Source organism: Bradyrhizobium sp. AC87j1, assembly GCF_002936975.1.
Lineage (GTDB): Bacteria > Pseudomonadota > Alphaproteobacteria > Rhizobiales > Xanthobacteraceae > Bradyrhizobium > Bradyrhizobium shewense.
Window position 1 is genome coordinate 1 of the sequence record NZ_PTFE01000072.1, and the last position, 20,042, is coordinate 20,042.

The 20,042-nt window shown below is 65.3% G+C and carries 21 protein-coding genes and 1 pseudogene; 9 read left to right on the forward strand and 13 right to left on the reverse strand.

Annotation, left to right across the window (positions count from 1 at the left end; translation table 11 throughout):
- Window positions 1-114 (forward strand): annotated as a pseudogene (locus CV770_RS43490) (IS110 family transposase); the annotation flags it as partial.
- A 57-nt stretch (window positions 115-171) separates the two neighbouring features.
- Here CV770_RS43490 and CV770_RS29110 read toward each other — a convergent pair.
- Entirely contained in the window at window positions 172-729 is a 558-nt protein-coding gene (locus CV770_RS29110; protein ID WP_201760094.1) for a lytic transglycosylase domain-containing protein, read from the reverse strand.
- 243 nt (window positions 730-972) lie between these two features.
- Here CV770_RS29110 and CV770_RS29115 point away from each other — a divergent pair, with 243 nt between their 5' ends.
- Entirely contained in the window at window positions 973-1,188 is a 216-nt protein-coding gene (locus CV770_RS29115; protein ID WP_091966118.1) for a hypothetical protein, read from the forward strand.
- 1 nt (window position 1,189) lies between these two features.
- On the opposite strand, the gene CV770_RS29120 is transcribed toward CV770_RS29115, so the two are convergent.
- Both CV770_RS29120 and CV770_RS29125 read right to left on the reverse strand, forming a co-directional pair.
- Window positions 1,190-2,512 (reverse strand): ATP-binding protein, encoded by a 1,323-nt coding sequence (locus tag CV770_RS29120; RefSeq protein ID WP_104464825.1) that lies wholly within the window; start codon window positions 2,510-2,512, stop codon window positions 1,190-1,192.
- Window positions 2,513-2,526: 14 nt separating this feature from the next.
- Entirely contained in the window at window positions 2,527-3,297 is a 771-nt protein-coding gene (locus CV770_RS29125; protein WP_091966117.1) for a response regulator, read from the reverse strand.
- A 180-nt stretch (window positions 3,298-3,477) separates the two neighbouring features.
- Between CV770_RS29125 and CV770_RS29130 the strand changes: the two genes are divergently transcribed.
- Together CV770_RS29130 and CV770_RS29135 are read left to right on the forward strand one after the other, a co-directional pair.
- Complete coding sequence (locus CV770_RS29130; RefSeq protein WP_201760095.1) at window positions 3,478-4,041, forward strand: hypothetical protein; 564 nt, start codon at window positions 3,478-3,480, stop codon at window positions 4,039-4,041.
- Window positions 4,042-4,272: 231 nt separating this feature from the next.
- Window positions 4,273-4,803, forward strand: a complete 531-nt coding sequence (locus tag CV770_RS29135; protein WP_104464826.1) for a PRC-barrel domain-containing protein — start codon at window positions 4,273-4,275, stop codon at window positions 4,801-4,803.
- A 210-nt stretch (window positions 4,804-5,013) separates the two neighbouring features.
- On the opposite strand, the gene CV770_RS29140 is transcribed toward CV770_RS29135, so the two are convergent.
- The 8 genes from CV770_RS29140 to CV770_RS29175 all read right to left on the reverse strand — a co-directional run bounded on the left by CV770_RS29140 (window position 5,014) and on the right by CV770_RS29175 (window position 14,612).
- A complete protein-coding gene (locus CV770_RS29140) occupies window positions 5,014-6,225 on the reverse strand; it encodes an ABC transporter substrate-binding protein (RefSeq protein WP_104464827.1) in 1,212 nt (403 codons plus the stop codon).
- 331 nt (window positions 6,226-6,556) lie between these two features.
- Window positions 6,557-7,387, reverse strand: coding sequence for an ABC transporter permease (locus CV770_RS29145; protein ID WP_165637555.1), 831 nt, complete (start codon window positions 7,385-7,387; stop codon window positions 6,557-6,559).
- The gene (locus tag CV770_RS29150) at window positions 7,384-8,646 is read right to left on the reverse strand and encodes an ABC transporter permease (RefSeq protein WP_104464828.1); all 1,263 of its coding nucleotides are present in this window, start codon (window positions 8,644-8,646) and stop codon (window positions 7,384-7,386) included. The genes CV770_RS29145 and CV770_RS29150 overlap by 4 nt, the downstream gene beginning before the upstream one ends.
- A 22-nt stretch (window positions 8,647-8,668) precedes the next feature.
- Window positions 8,669-9,727 (reverse strand): ABC transporter substrate-binding protein, encoded by a 1,059-nt coding sequence (locus CV770_RS29155; RefSeq protein ID WP_104464853.1) that lies wholly within the window; start codon window positions 9,725-9,727, stop codon window positions 8,669-8,671.
- 48 nt (window positions 9,728-9,775) lie between these two features.
- Complete coding sequence (locus CV770_RS29160) at window positions 9,776-10,885, reverse strand: ABC transporter ATP-binding protein (RefSeq protein WP_104464829.1); 1,110 nt, start codon at window positions 10,883-10,885, stop codon at window positions 9,776-9,778.
- Window positions 10,886-11,014: 129 nt separating this feature from the next.
- Window positions 11,015-12,583 (reverse strand): DUF4403 family protein, encoded by a 1,569-nt coding sequence (locus tag CV770_RS29165; protein ID WP_104464830.1) that lies wholly within the window; start codon window positions 12,581-12,583, stop codon window positions 11,015-11,017.
- 140 nt (window positions 12,584-12,723) lie between these two features.
- Window positions 12,724-13,362 carry a Vgb family protein gene (locus CV770_RS29170; protein WP_091961848.1) on the reverse strand — a complete coding sequence of 213 codons (639 nt, stop codon included), beginning with the start codon at window positions 13,360-13,362 and terminating at the stop codon, window positions 12,724-12,726.
- Between the two features lie 29 nt (window positions 13,363-13,391).
- Window positions 13,392-14,612, reverse strand: coding sequence for a winged helix-turn-helix domain-containing protein (locus CV770_RS29175; RefSeq protein WP_104464831.1), 1,221 nt, complete (start codon window positions 14,610-14,612; stop codon window positions 13,392-13,394).
- Between the two features lie 153 nt (window positions 14,613-14,765).
- Here CV770_RS29175 and CV770_RS29180 point away from each other — a divergent pair, with 153 nt between their 5' ends.
- Together CV770_RS29180 and CV770_RS29185 are read left to right on the forward strand one after the other, a co-directional pair.
- Entirely contained in the window at window positions 14,766-15,557 is a 792-nt protein-coding gene (locus CV770_RS29180; RefSeq protein WP_502693620.1) for a DUF899 domain-containing protein, read from the forward strand.
- Window positions 15,550-15,819, forward strand: a complete 270-nt coding sequence (locus CV770_RS29185; RefSeq protein ID WP_104464833.1) for a hypothetical protein — start codon at window positions 15,550-15,552, stop codon at window positions 15,817-15,819. The genes CV770_RS29180 and CV770_RS29185 overlap by 8 nt, the downstream gene beginning before the upstream one ends.
- 153 nt (window positions 15,820-15,972) lie before the next feature.
- Here the strand turns inward: CV770_RS29185 and CV770_RS29190 are convergent, their stop codons facing one another.
- Both CV770_RS29190 and CV770_RS29195 read right to left on the reverse strand, forming a co-directional pair.
- Window positions 15,973-16,389 carry a c-type cytochrome gene (locus tag CV770_RS29190; protein WP_104464834.1) on the reverse strand — a complete coding sequence of 139 codons (417 nt, stop codon included), beginning with the start codon at window positions 16,387-16,389 and terminating at the stop codon, window positions 15,973-15,975.
- A 102-nt stretch (window positions 16,390-16,491) separates the two neighbouring features.
- Entirely contained in the window at window positions 16,492-17,199 is a 708-nt protein-coding gene (locus tag CV770_RS29195) for a L,D-transpeptidase (protein WP_091961833.1), read from the reverse strand.
- 274 nt (window positions 17,200-17,473) lie between these two features.
- Here CV770_RS29195 and CV770_RS29200 point away from each other — a divergent pair, with 274 nt between their 5' ends.
- The 3 genes from CV770_RS29200 to CV770_RS29210 all read left to right on the forward strand — a co-directional run bounded on the left by CV770_RS29200 (window position 17,474) and on the right by CV770_RS29210 (window position 20,036).
- The gene (locus CV770_RS29200) at window positions 17,474-18,526 is read left to right on the forward strand and encodes a glycosyltransferase family 4 protein (RefSeq protein WP_201760096.1); all 1,053 of its coding nucleotides are present in this window, start codon (window positions 17,474-17,476) and stop codon (window positions 18,524-18,526) included.
- Between the two features lie 35 nt (window positions 18,527-18,561).
- The gene (locus tag CV770_RS29205) at window positions 18,562-19,251 is read left to right on the forward strand and encodes a class I SAM-dependent methyltransferase (protein ID WP_104464836.1); all 690 of its coding nucleotides are present in this window, start codon (window positions 18,562-18,564) and stop codon (window positions 19,249-19,251) included.
- A 125-nt stretch (window positions 19,252-19,376) separates the two neighbouring features.
- Complete coding sequence (locus CV770_RS29210; RefSeq protein WP_104464837.1) at window positions 19,377-20,036, forward strand: hypothetical protein; 660 nt, start codon at window positions 19,377-19,379, stop codon at window positions 20,034-20,036.
- Window positions 20,037-20,042 lie beyond the last annotated feature (6 nt).

The following is a 20,042-nucleotide window of genomic DNA, read 5'->3' on the forward strand; positions in this document are numbered from 1 at the left end:
CAGGTCGGCAAACCGGCCAAGCTCGCCCTCATTGCCGTTGCCAGGAAGCTGCTAACGGTCCTTAACGCTATGATGCGCGACAGGAAACCGTACCTGAAGGCCGGCCCCCAATAACAGTTGCCGGCTCAGCGCAGCAGCGTTGCACGCTGCAGCGCGTCCGGGACACGGGAGTTACTTCAGCGCCTGCGCCCGCGCATTGCGGACGCGCTGGGCCAGCTTCTTATGCGGGACGTTGCCGAACATCGGTTGCGGGTTGCCGTTCGGCTCGAGCCAGGGTTGGCCCATATTGCCCATATTGGTATCGCCCATATTGGCGAGCTGCACTGTCTCCTGCCGCTGGCGCTTGGCGGCGTAGTAATAGCCGCCGGCGAAATAACGCACGGCGCGGGCATGGTCGCCATTGGCGGCGCGATAGGCGCCCGCGAGGTATTTCACGGCATAAGTGAGGTTGGTGTTGGGATCGCGCAGGCCGGCGGCGTCGCCGGTGTAGCCGACCCCGCGGGCGGTCGCGAGCTTGATCTGCATCAGCCCGATGGTGCCGCCGCGGCCGACAAGGTGCGGCTGGTAGCGGCTCTCGCGCACGATCACGCGATGCACCAGCGCTTCCGGCACGCCGTTGGCGCGGGCATGCGCCGCGACCATCTCGGCATATTCGGCTTCACCCGCGAATGCGGCCTGCGGCAATGTCAATCCGGCCGCGAGCAGCGCGGCAATGCATAAAATTTTCATCAGATATCCCTGAGGTCCCCTGGAGTGACCTGCGCCCAGTCGTCGTTAGGCCTTCCGAACGCGGCGATGATGTGACCAAACGCCGCCGTCGCCCGTTTTTGCAGTGCCGAGCCGCTGTTACGACTCAAAGCTGGCGCAAGAGAGCTTCGGGGGCGGACGACCCCCGCTCGCGGCAGCACGCCTGTCTATTCGCGCGTGCCAGCGAAAGCGAGTAAGAAGACGCTGCAAATCGGGAGAGGTGCCATGACAAATTCAAACATGGCCAGGCTGTACGCCGGCGACATCCCCAGACAGAACCCCTGTGCCCAATGCGGCACGCCGATCCCGCAGCCTGACTGGATCGAGCCGGGCGAGGGGCGCGTCTCCTATCTCTGGAATTGCCACGCCTGCAATTATCGCTTCGAGGCCGTGGCCATCTTCGACGAGACCGCCATCCAGCACCCGCCGCTCGCGGCTTGAGTCAGGCGGCGAGCCGCGGCTGCTGCCAGAGCGGCAATTGCATCCGTACGATTAGTCCATGTGGCGCGCGGTCGTGCAGCGACAGGTCGCCGCCATGGGCGAGCGCGATCGCGCGCGCGATCGACAGGCCGAGCCCGAAGCCGGTGGATTCATCCATGGTGCGCGCATCGTCGCCGCGCACGAACGGCTCGAGCATCTCCTGCTTGCGCGCATCCGAAATGCCGGGGCCGTCGTCCTCGACGTCGATGACGAGTGTGGTGCCCGAGATGTCGAGGCGGATCGTCACCTCGGCGCCGAAGCGCACCGCGTTCTCGACGAGGTTGGTGACGCCGCGATGCAGATCGTCAGGCCGCGCGGCGGCGGTCGCGGACGCCGGCCCGTCATAATGCACGACATGGCCCATATCGCCGAACTGGTCGGCGACGAGCTGCAGCGTGCTGGCGATGTCGACCAGCGTCACGGCTTCGACCTTGCGGTCGTTGCGCAGTAGCGACAGCACCGATTCCAGCATCGCGCGCATCTGGTCGAGGTCCATCAGCATGCGCTTGCGGTTGCCCTCGTCCTCGATGAACTCGGCGCGCAGGCGCAGCCGCGTGATCGGCGTGCGCAGATCGTGGCTGATCGCGGCGAGCATCCTGGTGCGATCCGACATCAGGCGGGCGATCCGCTCATGCATGCGGTTGAGCGCACGCGCCACCGAGCGGATCTCTTCCGGGCCGCGCTCGGGCAGCGGCTCCGCCTCGCCGTCGACGCTGAAATTCTCGGCGGCCTTGGCGAAGGACGATAGCGGTGCTGCCAGCGCGCGCGCCGCCCACAGGCCGAGCACGCTGACGCAGATGAAGGCGGTCATCAGCGCCGTCAGCCAGGGTGCACCCCAGAACCACGGGCGCGGGCCGCCATCGACATGTCCGGCGATCACGGTGCCGTCGGGCAACTCGACGCCGACGCGGGACACTGTGCCGCCCGAGGTGAGCTGGACCGCCCGGTAGCCGCGTCCGAGATGACGGCGTATCCCGCGCAGGTGCTGATTGTTGCTCTCCTCGACCCTCGCGGTGCCGGGCGCGAGCATTTCGATGCCGAGCTTGGGGAACGCGCGCGCGAGATCGGCGACGAGGCGCGGACGGTCGCCGGCCTCGGCCGAGCCAAGCAGCAGCGCGGCATCGGTCAGCTGATGCGCTCCGTCCGGCGGCGTGTCGGGGCGGTCGGGCCGGCTGATCAGGAAGGCGGTGGTGACGACGAGATGGAGCGCGACGGTCGAAGCCAGCACCAGCGCGGCGATCTGCCCGCCGATCCCCTTGAGGTGGAAGAACCCGAACGGCTTCATCGTCGGCGTCCGCTTCAACTGCTCAGGGGCGCCGCAACCGCTTGAGTGCTTGCCGCTTGAGGGCTCGCAGCTTGCGTTCGCGGCGTGAACAGATAGCCGCCGGAGCGCACCGTCTTGATGAGGGTGGGATCGGCCGGATTGGGCTCGATCTTGCGGCGGATGCGGCTGACCAGCACGTCGATGGAGCGCTCGAACGATCCGGTGCTGCGCCCTTGCGTGAGGTCGAGCAGGCTATCGCGCGACAGCACGCGGCCGGGCCGTTCGCAGAACGTGCGCAAGAGATCGAATTCGGCGCTGGTCACCGCGACGCGCGCGCCTTCGGGATTGCGCAATTCGCGCAGCCGCAGGTCGATGTGCCAGCCCTCGAAGGTGAGCGTGGAGGCGCCTTCGATCGAGCTTGCCGCTTGAGCCGCGGCCTGGCGGCGCAGCACGGCGTTGATGCGGGCGAGCAGCTCGCGCGGGTTGAAGGGTTTCGGCAGATAGTCGTCCGCGCCCATCTCGAGGCCGACGATGCGGTCGACGTCCTCGCCGCGCGCGGTCAGCATGATGATCGGCGTCTGCGCCTCGGCGCGCACCTTGCGGCACAGGCTGAGGCCGTCCTCGCCCGGCAGCATGACGTCGAGGATGATGAGGTCGACGCGGTGATCGGCCATGGCGCGCGACATCTCGCGGCCGTCGCTCACGGCGGTGACGTTGCAGGCGTTGTTGCGCAGGTACTTCGCAATCAACGTCCGGGTTTCGCGGTCGTCTTCGACGACCAGGATGTTGGGATTGGGAATGGCCATGCGCTTTGTTTGTCCAGGATTCGGGCCAAATGGCGAAGATTTTTGTTTCGGATTGTTTCTGCCGGGCTTCCCGCAACAGGCGGCAATCGCGCCGTCGCGAAGCGGCAAGGTCTCGTTAAGGCCGTTAACCATACCGTGCCGTGGTCCGCGACGAAACCCCGCAAAATCCACGGAGCCATCATGACCTCGATTTCGGCGGCCTCCGCCGGCAACCACCAGTCGCCGCTGCAGCGGCTGCAGCAGGAATTGCAATCGGAAGTGTCCGCCGGCACGATCTCGTCGTCGGACCAGTCAGCGCTCTCGACGGCGCTGACCGACATCGACACGGCACTCCAGCAGAACCGGTCGAGCGACCAGTCCAGTGGCACGCGCCCCTCCAAGGACGAGATGCAGTCGAAGATCGACGACCTCATCTCGAACGAGGTGTCGAACGGCACGCTGACCTCGGACCAGGCCGAGGACCTGAAGAACGTGTTTCAGTCAGCCTTCGCGAGCGGTCCGGGCGGGGCGGGCGGCCCCGGCGGACCTCCGCCCGGTCCGCCGCCGGACGACAGCTCTTCGGATTCGGCGTCGTCCACGGTCTCGATCAGCAGCACGTCGACTGACGCCACCACGGCCGATATCCTCCAGCAGTTCCTGCAGGCGCTCCAGCAGTCGCAATCGTCGAGCTCGTCCTACGGCGCCAACGGAGGCTCGTCCGGCAATTCCGACTTCTCTGCGCTTCTGATCGACTACAAGAGCTGACCCTGAGCGACGCGGGTCGGCGCGGGCCCTCGCCGCGATCGTGCTTCACCCAGGGCGCATGATCGTCGGCGGGGAACCGTGCGCCGCAAAATGTTCCTGGGTGACGCAGGAACAGTCCCTGCGAGGTTGTCGCGCTCGCGCATCGCGCGACGAAATTGCGGCGCGCACGGAACTGCGTGTGATCAGCGCTGTTTTCTCCACACGAGCTTTTTCTGTGAAGGAGAGGACAACATGCTGACGAAATCAATCGCCGCCGGCCTCGCCGGCACCGCACTGCTTGCGACCGTTGCGTTCGCGCAATCGCCGACCGCCACCACCGACAAGGCGCCGACCGCGGCCACCGCGACGACGGCCGCCACGACCGCTTCCGGCGAGTGGCGTACGTCGAAGATGTCGGGCCTGAAGGTCTATAACGAGGCCAACGAGAACATCGGCTCGATCAACGAGCTGCTGATGGACAAGAGCGGCAACGTCAAGATTGCCGTGATCGGCGTCGGCGGCTTCCTCGGCATGGGCGAGCATCTGGTCGCCGTGCCCTATGAGAAATTGAAGTTCGTCAACGAGGCCGTCGCCTATACCGGCACCGGCACGAACCCGGGCGCCAAGCCCGCCGCATCCACCACGACAGGCGCTGCGACCGGCACCGACAGGCCGGCTGCGACCACGACGTCGTCCACCTCGAAGTGGTATCCGGACCACGCTGTGTTCAATGCCAGCAAGGACGAGCTGAAGAACATGCCGGAGTTCAAGTACGCGGAGTAATGCAGCCCGCGTAACTGCCTAAACGAAGCGCGCCTGGTTTCGCCGGGCGCGCTGTCGTGTCGTTTTTCTGCCGTCCTTTTGACCCTCACCCTGAGGAGCGCGCCTTCGGCGCGCGTCTCGAAGGGCGAGGCCCCGGGCCGGGCCTTCATCCTTCGAGACGCTTGCTTCGCAAGCTCCTTAGGATGAGGAGTTGGTAGGGACGTGGAAGAGCTAGTGCGTCACCAGAGGGCAGCCGCCCTTGTCGAGCGGACGGAAGGCCTCGTCGCCGGGCACGGTGGCGATCAGCTTGTAGAGGTCCCACTCGCCCTTGGATTCCTCGGGCTTCTTGACCTCGAACAGATACATGTCGTGGACCATGCGGCCGTCGATGCGGATCTTGCCGTTCTTGGCGAAGAAGTCGTTGACCGGCGTCTTGCGCATCTGCTCCATCACCTTCGGCGCCTCGTCGGTCTTGATGGCGTCGATCGCCTTCAGATAGTGCATGGTCGCCGAGTAGAGCCCGGCCTGGATCATGGTCGGCATGTGGCCGACCTTCTCGTTGAAGCGCTTGGAGAAGGCGCGCGTCTCCTCGTTCATGTCCCAGTAGAAGGCGTCGGTGACGATCAGGCCTTGGGTTGCCTTGATGCCGAGCGAATGCGTGTCGGTAATCTCCTGCAGGAGCGCGATCATCTTCTGGCCACCCTGGGTCAGGCCGAACTCGGACGCCTGTTTCAGGGCATTCGTGGTGTCGCCGCCCGCATTGGCCAGCGCGACCACCTTGGCCTTGGAGGCCTGGGCCTGGAGCAGGAAGGAGGAGAAGTCCGACGAATTGAGCGGATGGCGGACCTCGCCGAGCACCTTGCCGCCGCTCTCCTTGACAACGTTGGCGGCGTCTCGCTGCAGCGCCATGCCGAAGGCGTAGTCGGCGGTGACGAAGAACCAGCTGTCCTCGCCGCGTTTCACCATCGCCTTGCCGGCGACATTCGACAGCGCATAGGTGTCGTAGGTCCAGTGCACGGTGTTGGGCGAGCAGGCGGTGCCGGTGATGTCGGACGAGCCGCCGCCGGAATTGATGTTGATCTTGTTCTTCTCGCGCGTCAGGGCCGAGACCGGCAACGCCACCGACGACGTCGGAACGTCGAAGATCGCGTCGACCTTGTCGTTGTCGTACCAGTTGCGGGCGATGTTGACGCCGACGTCGGGCTTGTTCTGGTGATCGGCGGCGACCACCTGCACGGGCTTGCCCGCGACCTTGGCGCCGTAATCCGCGACCGCCATCTCGACGGCGGCGAGCGAGCCCTTGCCGGTGGCGTCCGCATAGAGGCTCGACATGTCCGTGAGCACGCCGATCTTGACGATGTCGTCGGAAATCTGCGCCTGCGCCGTGCCGGATGTTGCGGCGAGGGCGAGACCGGCCGCGACGGCGGCGATGAGTTTTTGCATGTTGTTCTCCCTGTGTGTTGTTGTTCGGGCTTTGTTGCGGGGACTGTTCTAGCGACAATCGGCCACGGCAGCTAAGCGGTGTGCGCCATAGCGGAATGCAAAAAGAGAAGGGGCGGTGTTCCGGGAGAAGGATGAGTATCGCAACCGCACGATGCCCATTGCTGCGCCCTCTCCCCTTGTGGGAGAGGGCAGCGACTCCGGTGGACACAAGCTCGCTCGGGTGAGGGGTCTCTCTCCGCGAGGAACTGTCTCGCAGCAGAGCACGCGGAGAGAGACCCCTCATCCGGCGCTTCGCGCCACCTTCTCCCACAAGGGGGAGAAGGAAGAGCGCTCAGGCGCCGCCACCCTTGAGCCGTTCGTTGCGTCGGCGCAGGCCTTCGAGGGTGGCGAGGAGGATGACCGAGACCGTCGTCAGGATCACAGCCGCTGCCGTGATGGTCGGGCTGATGTTCTCGCGGATGCCGCTGAACATTTCGCGCGGCAGGGTGCGCTGCTCGGGACCTGCCATGAACAGCACGATCACGACCTCGTCGAAGCTGGTTGCGAAGGCGAACAGTGCGCCCGATGCAAGGCCGGGCAGGATCAGTGGCAGGATCACACGGCGGAATGCCTCAACCGGCGAGGCGCCGAGTGAGGCGGCGGCGCGCGAAAGATTGGTATCGAAGCTCTGCAGCGTCGCACCGACCGTGATCACCACAAACGGCGTCGCCAGCGCGGTATGGGCCAGGATCAAGCCGAGATAACTGCCGGTCAGTCCGATCGGCGCGAAGAAGAAATACAGGCCGACCGCGGTGATGACGCCGGGCACGACGACCGGCGACAGCACGAAGGCCAGCACGAGCGGTTTGAACCGGCTCTTCCATTGCGCCAGCCCGAGCGCGGCTAGCGTGCCGAGCACCATGGACAGCAGCGTCGAGGCGACGCCGATGATCATGCTGTTCTTCAGCGAATTCATCCAGCGCGGCGAATTGATGAAGTCGTCGTACCAGCGCAACGACAGGCCCGGCAGCGGATAGGTCAGGTACGAGCCCGAGCTGAAGGACAGCGGCATGATCGCCAGGATCGGCGCGATCAGGAAGATGAACACCAGCGTGGAGACAATGATGGTTGCGGTCCACGCAATGCGCTGGCTTGGCGTGCGGAGAGAAGCATTGTCGCTCAATTCTTCATGCCTCCCGTGACCTGCTGGCCCTGCGCCAGCTTGCCGTAGACCAGTGCCAGCAGAATGGTGGCGAGCAGCAGCACCGCACCGAGCGCCGAAGCAAGCCCCCAATTGGCGGTTTCGGTGGTGTAGAGCGCGATGAAGTAGCTGATCATTTGATCGGCGGCGCCGCCGACGAGCGCAGGTGTGATGTAGTAGCCGAGCGCCAGGATGAAGACGAGCAGGCTTCCTGCGCCGATGCCGGGCAGGGTCTGCGGCAGGTAGATTCGCAGGAAGGCGGTGACCGGTGGCGCGCCGAGCGAGGCGGCGGCACGCATGTAAGCAGGCGAGATCGCCTTCATGCTGCTGTAGAGCGGCAGGATCATGAAGGGCAGGAGCACGTGGGTCATCGCCACGCAGACGCCGAAGCGGTTGTAGATCAGGCGCAACGGCTCGTCGATGATGCCGAGCCAGTGCAGGCTGTCGTTCACGACGCCCTTGCTCTGCAACAGCACGATCCAGGCGCAGGTGCGGACCAGGAGCGACGTCCAGAACGGCAGCAGGACGAAGATCATCAGCAGGTTCGATCGTCCCGGCGGCAGCGTCGCCAGGAGGTAGGCGACCGGGAAGCCGAGGATCAGGCAGAGCGCGGTGACGCTGAGGCTGATGATGAAGGTGCGGGTGAACAGGCTGCGGTAGATGGCCTGATCCGGCGGGGCCGCAACGATCGCGCCGTCAACGTTCCTGACAAGGTCGAGCGCCGCCAGCAGGTAGAAGCCGGTCACGGGGCCACTGGCATCCCTGATCGTCGTCCAGGTGGCGCGTTCGCGCCAGGCCGGATTGATCTTGCCCAGCGTCTCCTTGGCGGTCCCTCGCTCGGGCGCGGCCTTCAGGTTGCGTGCCGTGCTGGTCAGGATCGTGCGAAAACCGTTGAGTGCGTAGTTCAGCCGCTTGGCCGCAATCGCAATGGTGCCGGAGGTACGCGCCGCCACGATGTCGCTTGCCAGCGCAGCAAAGGCCTCCTCGTCCGGCAGATCCTTGCCGTCCCAGCTGGCGAGAGCCGCGACGGTTTGAGGCAGAACCTGACGCACCTCCCGGTCATCGACCGCGCGCCACAGCATGCCGGCGATGGGACCCGCGAAGGTGAAGAGCAGGAAGACGAGAAGCGGCAGGACCAGCGCCAACGCCTTGACCTGGCGTGTCCGCTCTGCGCGCCTCAATCGGCGCTTGAGCGGCACCTCGGTCGACGCATTGGCGCCGGTCAGGGACGCTTCCGTCATTGGTCGAGCCTTGAGCCGCGCGCTATTTCGCGGCCCATTTGTTGAATCGCTCGGTCAGGCGGTCGATGTTCTCGAGCCAGAAGCCGACGTTGATCTCGACCGCGTTCTTGATGTTGTCGGGCGCCGTCGGCAGGTCCTTCAGAACGGCGGGCTGCAGCTTGCCGGCGGCGTCCTTGTTCGAGGTGCCATAGGAGATATTCTCCGACAGTTTCGACTGGTTCTCCGCCTTGCCTGCGAAGTCCAGGAACTTGTAGGCGGCGTCCTTGTTAGGGCTGCCCTTCAGGATGACCCAGCTGTCGAGGGTGAACAGCGCGCCGTCCCAGACCATGCCGAAATTCTTCTTCTCGTTCTTGTTCGCGGTGTCGATGCGGCCATTGTAGACCGAGGTCATCGCGACTTCGCCGGAGGCGAGCAGTTGCGGCGGCTGGGCGCCGGCCTTCCACCAGACGATGTCGCCCTTGATGGTGTCCAGTTTCTTGAACGCGCGCTCGACGCCCTCGTCGGTCGCCAGCACCTTGTAGACGTCCTTCGGTGCGACGCCGTCGGCCATGAGTGCAATCTCCAGCGTGGTCTTCGGGCCCTGACGCAGGGCGCGCTTGCCTGGAATCTTCTTGGTGTCGAAGAAGTCGGCCCAGCCCTTGGGCGCTTCCTTCAGCTTGTCCTTGTCATAGCCGAGAACAAAGTCATAGAGGATGGCGCCGACGCCGCAGGGATTAACCGACGGCGGGATATAGGCGGCCTCGCCGCCGATCTTGGAATAGTCCAGCTTCTCGAACAGGCCTTCCTCGCAGCCGACCGCGAGCTCGTCGCTCTCGACCTGGACGACGTCCCAGGTGGCGGCGCCGCCCTGCACCTTGGCGCGCAGCACGCCGACGCCGCCGTCCCAGGATTCATCGTTCATGGCAATTCCGGCCGCCTTCTTGAACGGCTCGAAATAGGCCTTCTTCTGGGCATCCTGATACGCGCCGCCCCACGACACGACGGTGAGGTCACGCGCCTGCCCGACCGTGGCCAGCGCGGCGCTGGCGGTGAAGGCCGCGGCGAAACCCAGAGCAATCTTGCCAATCTTGCGCTTCAGCATGGTCATGGTTCCTTCTTCATGTGCGTTGCGTTGAGTTCGATCGCTGGGTCAGACGGGATCGAGGGCGAGGCAGTCCTCAGGGTGAAAGGTGACGAACACGTTTGCACCGTGTGTCAGGCTGTCATGCGCGCCGGGCTGAAGCTTGACCATGAACTCGGCATTCCCTGAGACATCGAGCACGGCCAGCGCGTGGTCGCCGAGATAGATGGTGTTCTGCACCTTGGCCGGCAGCCGGTTCGGTTTGTCGCTGGAGGTGCCGTCCGGGATAATGGTGATCCGCTCCGGCCGCACCGACAGCGAGGTCGATGCGCCCGCGCCTGATATATTGACCGCCCGTGCGGTGACAGCGCCGCCGCCAGCCAGCGCGACGCGGCAATAATCCTTGTCGACCGTCTCGACTGTGCCGGCGAGCACATTGTTCTCGCCGATGAAATGGGCGACGAAGCTGTTCACCGGGTGCTCGTACAGCGCGTCGGGCCGGTCGATCTGCTGCACGATGCCGTCATTGAACACGGCGATGCGGTCCGACATGGTGAGCGCTTCGCTCTGATCGTGGGTGACGTAAACGACGGTAATGCCCATCGTCTCGTGCAGTTGCTTGATCTCCAGCTGCATCTGCTCCCGCAGGCGCTTGTCGAGAGCGCCCAGAGGCTCGTCCATCAGCACGAGCTGCGGATTGAAGACCAGCGCGCGGGCCAGCGCCACGCGCTGCTGCTGACCGCCGGACAGCTGTCCGGGCCGCCGGTGCGCCAGGTTTTCCATCTTGATCATGCGTAACGCCGATCCAACGCGTTCCTGCACGTCCGCCTTGTTCGTCTTGCGAACGGATAGCGGGAAGGCAATATTCTCCGCGATTGTCAGGTGCGGAAACAAGGCATAGTTCTGGAACACCATGCCGATGTCGCGCTTGTGCGGCGGCATGTTCTTGATGGGCCGGCCAGCGAGGTAGATCTCGCCATGGGTCGGAACCTCGAAGCCGGCCAGCATCATCAGCGTGGTCGTCTTGCCCGAGCCCGACGGGCCAAGCAGCGTGATGAACTCGCCCTTCCTGATGTCGAGATCGAGGTTCTTCACCACGAGATGCTCGCCATCATAGGTCTTCTGAATGCCGGAAAAGCGCACCAGTGCCGGCGCAGGCGTGACCATGCCGGCTTCCATCTTGTCCCTCGCGTTACTCACTACAGTGCTGTCAGCACCTCATTCGAGGCTGCGAGGAACAGCTTAGCATCCTCCGATCAGAATGCCAGCGGCGCAAGCGATGCGCGCGGGGCGGTGCTTGAAGGGGCGCTACATCCCCGACAGCTTCGTCACCGACACATTCAGCGTGCCGCCGGCTTCCGCGACCACGCGCAGCGTCTTGGAATCGAAGGCGATGTCGGCCAGCGTCAGGCTGTCGATCTTGGCGTCGACCTTGACGCCGTCCTCGCTTTTCTGGAAATCGGCGATGACGCCAGCGATCTTCTCGCGCGCGTTGGCGGCGATCGGCTTCAGGTCGAGCGTAGCCTTCTGCACCAGCGCTTGCTGCATCTGCGGCACCACCGCGCGCGCCGCGGCACCCAAGAGGCCAAAAGCGGCTTCCGATTCCACAGCAAGCTGGATGTCGGTGAGCCGCAGCGTCTGCTGTGCTTGGTCGAGCACCGGCCGGCCCCAGATATGCACGGTCGCCTCGGCGCCGAGACCGAGCCAGCTCTTCTTTTCCTTCGCGCGCACCAAAAGCGAGATCAGCAGGCGCTCGCCCGACGGGACCACGTTGACGCTCTTGACGGTCACGTCGACGGGGCCGGAGCCGTCCTCGGGATAGGTGTGGCCGACCATCTGCGCGGCGATCAGCTTGTTGATCTCGGTGAAGGGCACGTCGATGGGCACGCCGATGTTCACGCCGGTGCCGGTCGGCGGCACGATCGAGATCTTGTCGGGGAACGGGCAGTCCGGCTTGGTCTGCGTCGACGTCACGCGCGTCTCCGCTTCCAGCCCCATCAGCAGCGTGACGGCCTGGGCATCGACGCGCGGCTGCGCGGCAATGGCGCGGATCGGCTTCATCTCCAGCCAGAGCGGCGGCAGTGCGCCCGAGGCGCTAGATCCCTGCAGCGGAATCGAGCGGCAGGCCTTGGCCCATTGCAGCTTCGCATTCTCGCGCAGCGAGGGATCGTTGCGGATGCGTTCGGAGACGATGTTGATCTGCTCGCCGACATTCTTGTCGATCAGCGGCTTGACCTGCGCCGGCACGTTGACCTTGGCGCCGGCGACGTTGAGGTTGGTGTCGCCGAGATTGACCTGGGCGCCGAGATTGGGCTCCAGATGCCAGTTGGCCGCGAGCTTCGGGCGCGAGGTGACGACCACGTTGCCCTTGATCTCGGCGCTGGCGTTCAAATTCTTGATGTTGACGGCGCCGATCCGTTTCGCCGCGTCACCGCCGAGCACGCTGCCGAGCGCGTCGCCGAGCGCGCCTGTGGCCTTCGCCGACAGCGAGCCCGTCACGTTCAGCTTGCCGCTGAGCGGTGTCGAGATCGTCAGCACGTCCTTGTCGCCGGCGGTCGCCATCGGCCCGCGTACGGCGGTCCAGCCGATGTCGGCGTTCTCCAGGATCTGCGAGATCGGGTTGTCGGTCTTACCGGCGAAATTGCGCGGGGCGGCCTTCTCGGCCTGGTCGCGGATCGCCGACAGCGCGATGGCGACCGGCGCCACGACGATCGAGGTCTTCGCGACCGGCGGCAACGGCGGCAGTTGCGCCACCGGTGGCGCGGAATTCGTCGCGCGCGGCGACAGCCAGTCCATGGCCTTCAGGCTGATGAAGAACGACGCCGCGAGCACTACGACGGCGATCGTGATGGTCTTCAGATTCAACGTCAGTCGCATTGATCCCCCAAGCCGCCCCGGCAGGGATTCTACAGGGCAGGCGAGGAGGGCGCTAGAGCGCACCGATGGGGTGGAATTGGGGCGAATGGGCTAACGGCAGCGACCGCATCGCTGCCGTGCATTCAGACCATCGTCGGGGGCTAGCCGCGCCGGGGACGGCGGACCGCTCTCACATTGCCGTTAGGGCCACCGCCGCAGAAGAAGCGGTCGCCGCCGTCGGACTCCAGCCCTGACACCATCGTCCCGGCAGGCAGGTCGAGTTGCTCGAGCACCTTGCCCGTGGCAGGGTCGATACGCCTGATATCGCTATCCTCGCCTTCCCAGGTGCCGTGCCAGAGCTCGCCGTCGACCCAGGTCACCCCGGTCACGAAGCGTTTGCTTTCGATAGTGCGAAGCACCTTCCCGGTGTCCGGATCGACCTGATGGATCTTGCGCTCGCGATATTGCCCGACCCACAGGGAGCCCTCGGCCCAGGCCAGGCCGGAATCGCCACCGCCACCCGGCGCCGGAATGCTGGCGAGCACCTTGCCTGAGGCCGCATCGATTTTCTGGATGCGATCCTCGGCGATCTGGAACAGGTGCCTTCCGTCGAACGCCGTTCCCGCATGGGCTGCGACATCGAGGGAGCGCGCGACCTTGCCGCTATCAGGATCGACCGCATTCAGCTTGTCGCCGGAAGCGAACCAGACATGGCTGCCGTCATAGGTGACGCCATGCACGGCCTCGACGCCCTCAAACGGCCCGTACTCCCTGACGATCTCGGCGGCTGAACGCTTCATGTACTCGCTCCCTGTGATGTGCTCCTACCTTACGTCTTCAGCAGCGGCGTGGGGAGTAACAAGCCTGTCGGGAAACCCGGGACAGGCGGGGTCATCCAGCGCCGCGCCCGCCCATGTCCGAACGACTGCACCTTGTTCGATCGCGCCAGCTCGTCGAGCGCGCGCTGCACCGTGCGCGCACTGGTTCCCAGTGCCAATGCGAGCGCTGAGCTCGACCACGGTTCGCCGTCGGAGAGGAAGGCGAGGACAGTGGCGTGCTTCTCCTCGACGGGCCGCGCCAGCACCATGACCTGCCGCGTCTTGCGCGGCGCCAGCGCAAAACCCTGTTTCGTCGCAGTCACATCGGCCACAGGCTTGAGCTTGGCGCGGAGGCGGCCGATCTCCACGCGCAAGCGCGCGCGATGCGATTCATCGACGTGCCTGGCGCCGAACGCCCCGGTGATGAGCTTTTCTCGCGAGACGTCCACAGGCCACGCCTGCGCCAGGACGCGGGCGAGCGCGAACAGCACCGGGCGAGTCCCGAGCGATACGATCGTGGCTCGCCTGCGCACCGAATGATGGAACATGTCCACGACCAGCGCGTCCGAGGTCGCGAGCTCCTCGACCTGCTCCAGCAGCAACGGACGTTCGTCGCCATGCGTGATCAGGCGTGCCGCGGGCGTATCGAGCACGCGGTTCGTGCTCTCGACCTCGGCTGTGAGCCCAGGGATGCTCGCCAGGCTCGCTGCGCGGGTCGCCCGGGCAAGCGCCGCGCGCGCGTCTTTGGTTCTGAGCCGCCGTATTGCGATGCCGGCGACCACGAGCTCGCGGACGACCTGCGGGGCAGGCGGGAGCGGGGAGGTGCCGAGTTCGGCGAGGATACGCTCGGCTTCCTCGAGCCGTCCGACGAGAAGAAGACGACGTGCCTCGATGTGGCCTGCATGCGTGGCATTGGCGACATCGCCGTGCTTTTCGAGCGTCGTCCGCGCCGCCGCGAGCGTCTTCGTCGGCCAGCTCAGATCGCGCGAAACCAGCGCGATCTCGGCTTCGGCCACCACGCATCTGGCGCGCGCCACCGCCTCGCGCGGACCGAACGCGCGCGCCGCGCTTCGCAGCAGCGTCTTCGCCTTCGCAAGATCGCCGAGCTGCGCCATCGCGATGCCGCGCAGCGCCAGCGACGGCGCATCGTTGCGCAGCGCGACGCGGTTCAGCGCGCCGAGCGGATCGCCGGCCTCGAGCGCGCGCGCTGCGGCCGTGATCAGCGACTCCATGTCAATCCCGCCACACTTGTTACTCCCACCGCGCAACCGCGAGGTGCCAGAATTCGTTGACGGCCGACAAGGTGCGGTGAAGGGCGAGCGGTTCCGCGAGACGCGGAGTGATCGCCCAGGCAAGACGTCAAGCAAGGAATTCGGAGAGTCATGATGACATTAGCCCAAAACGAACGGAATAACGGACAGGCAGGCATGCAAACACCGCCGGTAGTGTCGCCGCAGGACTGGGAGGCCGCCCGTCAGCAACTGCTCGTGAAGGAAAAGGCGCATACCCGTGCCCGCGACGCCCTGGCCGCCGAGCGCCGGCGCATGCCGTGGATGGAAGTGAGCAAAACCTATGCGTTCGAGGGGCCCGGCGGCAAGGTCAGCCTGCTCGGCCTGTTCCAGGGCCGACGGCAGCTGATCGTCTACCGCGCCTTCTTCGAGCCCGGCGTGTTCGGCTGGCCCGATCACGCCTGCCGCGGCTGCTCCATGGTGGCCGACCAGGTCGCCCATGTCGCGCATCTCAACGCCCGCGATACCACGCTGGTGTTCGCCTCGCGGGCGCCGCAAGCCGACATCGTCAGGCTGAAGAAGCATATGGGCTGGACCATGCCGTGGGTCACCGTCACTGACAGCTTTGACGTCGATTTCGGCGTCGACGAATGGCACGGCACCAACGTGTTCTATCGCGACGGCAACCGCATCTTCCGCACCTATTTCGTCAAGAGCCGCGGCGACGAGCAGATGGGCGGCACCTGGAACTATCTCGACATCACGCCGCTCGGCCGCCAGGAGGTCTGGGAAGACTCGCCAAAAGGCTATCCGCAGACGCCAACCTACAAATGGTGGAACTGGCACGACAGCTACACGGACGGTGCGGCGCCCGACAAGAAATGGGTCGAGATCTCGGACGCCGGCGAGAAGGCCTTTCGCGACGAGGCCGCGGAAGGACGTGACTAGTCCGCTTAACGCAACGGCCGGCGCCGGCCGCGATGGCGTGGTGGCTGCGCGCCATCTCACCAAGTGGCTGGCCTTGGCGGCGACGCCAACCTTCGCGATCATGGCCGTGCTAACGGCCATGATCGGGGGTGGGCCGGACATGCTGTGCGGCGCCGGGCAGGGATCTGTGCTCGGCGGCATGGTGCCGATGTATCTGCTGATGAGCGCGTTTCATTCGGCGGCGTGGCTGAGGTTGATTGCGGAGCGGCGGGGTGGGAGCTAGGAGATTCCGCCGGTTTGAACGCCTCGTCCTTCGAGACGACCGCTTCGCGGTCTCCTCAGGATGAGGCTAACTGCGAGCGGTCCCCCAGCGAAAATGCTGCCACGCACTCCGTGCCACAACCACCGGTGCCACACGAAACGGCATCGCCTGGCGTCACTGAGACGCCGCCTGCAAATAAGCCACCACCTTCGCCGCCTCCTCGGCCGAGATGCCGCCATAGGGCTGCATCTTGTTGCCGGACACGACCTCGTCCGGCTTAACCATGAAGCGGGTGAGCTTGTCCTGGTCCCAGACGAAACCGGCATCCTTCATCGACGAGGAATAATTATAGTCCGGTAGCGCGCCGGCCTTGCGTCCCAGAATCTTGTTGAGATTGGGGCCCAGGCGGTTGTCGCCTTCCTTCACGGAATGGCAGGTGCGGCAGGAATTGTTGAAGGCTTGGTGGGCTGCCTCGTCGCTCGCCGGCTGCTGCGCGAGCGAGGAGGGCGCGGACAGCAGCAGCGTCATTGCTCCGGCACCGGCGACTGGGCGCAGCCATGAGTTCGGCGAGAATTGCATTTGCGCCTCCATGGAGGATCCGCGCCGCAGCAAGCGCGCGCCGGAATGTCGAGGGCAAACGAAAGCGGCCCCGGGGATGTTCCGGGGCCGTTTGCGTCACAATGTCCTGTCGGTTCAGCGTGTCACGGTTCCGAGCTCCGCTCTCCGTTCCGTCATCGGCAGCACAATCACCTTGGTGCCGACGTTGACGCGGGAATAGAGGTCGGAAACGTCATCGTTGGTCAGGCGAATGCAGCCGGAGGAGACGCGCTTGCCGATGGTGTCGGGGGCGTTGGTGCCGTGGATGCGATAGATGGTGCCGCCGAGATACATGGCGCGGGCGCCAAGCGGGTTGCCGGGGCCGCCGGCCATGTGGCGCGGCAGATAGGGCTGGCGGGCGATCATTTCCGGGGGCGGAGTCCAGGCCGGCCACTCGGCCTTTCTGGTGACGGACTGCGTGCCCGACCAGGTGAAGCCGTCGCGGCCGACGCCGATGCCGTAGCGCAGTGCCTGGCCGTTGCCGAGCACGTAATAGAGATAGGTGTTGGGCGTATCGATGATGATGGTGCCCGGCGCCTCACGCGTCGCGTAGGAGACGGTCTGGCGGCGGAAGCGCGCCGGCATCTCGACGGCGTCCTGATCCTCGGACGGCTCGGTCTGATAGGTCGGCGCCTGGTAGGGCTGGATCGGCTGCGGCGCGGCGAACGGCGGCAGCGGCTGGAAGAAGGGGAAGAGCTGCACCGGCGCGGCCTTGGCTGCACCTGCGAATGCGATTGCGGAGACCGCGACTGCGCCGAATGCAACGGCGCGCGAAAACGTCTTGAACGTATCCAGATTGAACATGTGATCGCCCCTGTTTGCTCGGTGGCCTCGGCCACCGCGGCACCGTTGCGGTGCTCTCTTGCTGAGATCACTAACGGCAAAACGTTTCGGGACATTTGCGCGGAAAACCGAAAACGGTTTCACGGCGGCAAGGATTGTTTCATGACAGTTTCGTGGCCGCAGGCGCCCGTTAACGAACAAAACGGTGGGCCGACACTTCTGTGACGTCACACGCCTGAAATATCCTTCGTTGATGGTCGGAAACCGAGAATCATCAAACTCTCGGGATTTCCCCATGCGGGTATTAATCGCGACTGACGCCTGGCATCCCCAGGTTAACGGTGTGGTCCGCACCCTGACCTCGCTGGCGAATGCCGCCAAGGCCCTCGATGTCGAGATCGACTTCCTGACGCCGGACGGCTTTCCGTCCTGGCCACTGCCGACCTATCCGGGCCTGCGCATCGCGCTGCCGAGCGGAAAGGAGATCGCGCGACGGATCGAGAAGGCTGCGCCGGACGCGCTCCACATCGCGACCGAAGGCCCGATCGGCTGGGCCGCGCGAGCCTATTGCCGCCGCAAACGGCTTGCCTTCACCACGTCCTACACGACGCGCTTTCCCGAATACGTCTCGGTGCGGACCGGCATCCCCGCCGCCGTCGGTTATGCCGTGCTGCGCCACTTCCATGATGCCGCCGCGATGACGATGGTGGCGACGCCCTCGCTGCGGCAGGAGCTCTCCGAGCGCGGCTTCAAGCGGCTCGGCTTCTGGACCCGCGGCGTCAACACTGAGCTGTTTCATCCCGACTCTCCGGCACGGTTCGATCTGCCGGGGCCGATCTTCATGACCATGGGCCGGGTCGCGGTGGAAAAGAATCTCGAAGCGTTTCTCTCGCTCGATCTGCCCGGCACCAAAGTCGTCGTCGGCGACGGCCCGCAGAAGGCGGCGCTCGAGAAAAAATATCCGGACGGGGTGTTCCTCGGCGAGAAGAAGGGCGCGGATCTCACCGCGCATCTCGCCGCCGCCGACGTGTTCGTGTTTCCGAGCCTGACCGATACGTTTGGCGTGGTGCAGCTGGAGGCGCTGGCCTGCGGCACGCCGGTTGCGGCGTTTCCCGTGACGGGTCCCAAGGACGTGATCGCCGATCATCCGATCGGTGCGATCGACCACGATTTGCGTACCGCGTGCCTGCGCGCGCTCACCATGTCGCGCGAGACCTGCCGCAACTTCGCGCTGGAGCGTTCCTGGGAAAACAGCGCGCGCCAGTTCGTCGGCAATCTCACCTCACTTCAGCCCAGCCGCGCCTTGCGCGCCTCGCCTCGGATGGCGCGGCGGCCAGTGCGCGGTTGATCCCAAACGTCTGACCCACAGCGAGAACCTCATCGATGGCTAAGATCATGCACCTTGACGGCACCGAGCAGCTCGATCTCACCCGTGGCACGGTCGAGCAGGCCTATGACCGCTGGGCGCCCGTCTACGATCTCGTGTTCGGCGGCGTGTTCGCCAAGGGCCGGCAGGCTGCGATCGTGGCGACCAACAAGATCGGCGGCCGCGTGCTCGAGGTTGGCGTCGGCACCGGCATCTCACTGCCGCTCTATGCGCCGAACCTGCGCATCTTCGGCACCGATATCTCGGAAGCGATGCTGGACAAGGCGCGCCAGCGCGTCGCCGAGGGCAAGCTGAAGAACGTCGAGGGCCTCGCGGTGATGGATGCCGAGAAGCTCGAATTCCCCGACAATTCCTTCGACGTCGTGATGGCGCAATATGTCGTCACCGCCGTGCCGAACCCGGAGAAGGCGCTCGACGAATTCGCCCGCGTGCTGCGTCCCGGCGGCGAGCTGATCATCCTCACCCGCGTCAGCGCCGACGCCGGCATGCGCCGGTTCATCGAGCAGAAGCTGCAGCCGGTGGTGCGTCCGCTCGGCTTCCGCACCGCCGAGTTCGCCTGGTCGCGCTATGCCAAATGGCTGGCCGGCGCCCACGGCATCGAGCTCGCCGAGCGCCGCCTGATTCCGCCGCTCGGCCATTTCTCGCTGGTGCGCTTCCGCAAGGTCGACGTCGCGAAAGCGGCGTGAGCTGAAGGTCAAGCGTCGCGTGCGTCATCGCGCCGCTGCACATGGTCACATGACAAAATGATGATGTCATACGGCCTACATCGAATCCCTGTAATCCCGTACCCGAAAGCATTTTGGGGGAGAGCATGATCAAGAATTATCTCGAGCAGCTGCGGATCCAGCGCTGGGACGACCATCGCTACTATCACCACAGCCGCATCAACCAGAGCCTGCACTTCGTCAGCGCGCTGAGCTTTCTCTTCGCCTATGTCTGGCTGTTCATCGACCCTGTCATCTCCGCGCTGGTCGGCTGGCTGGTCTCGATGACCTCGCGCCAGGCCGGTCACTTCTTCTTCGAGCCGCACGGCTACGACCACATCAACCAGGCCACCCACGAGCACAAGGAAGAGATCAAGGTCGGCTACAACCTTCAGCGCAAGGTGGTGCTGATGGCGATCTGGGCGGCTTCGCCGCTGGTGCTGTTCGCCGATCCCTCGCTGTTCGGCCTGTTCACCCCCTGGGCGAGTGCGACGGACTTCATGCGGCAGGTCGCCAAGATCTGGCTCGTGGTCGGCGGCGGCGGTCTGTTGTTTCGCACCGTGCACCTGTTCTTCATCCGCGACGTCGAAACCGGCCTCGTCTGGATGACCAAGATCCTGACCGATCCCTTCCACGATCTGATGCTCTATCGCAGCGCGCCGCTCGCCCTGATGCGCGGCGAGCTGATGGACCCCGGCCTGCACCTCAACCCCGAGCACACGCTGGGCCTCATCGGCGAGCCCACGCTCGAAGAGCAGCACGCCTGAGCGCGC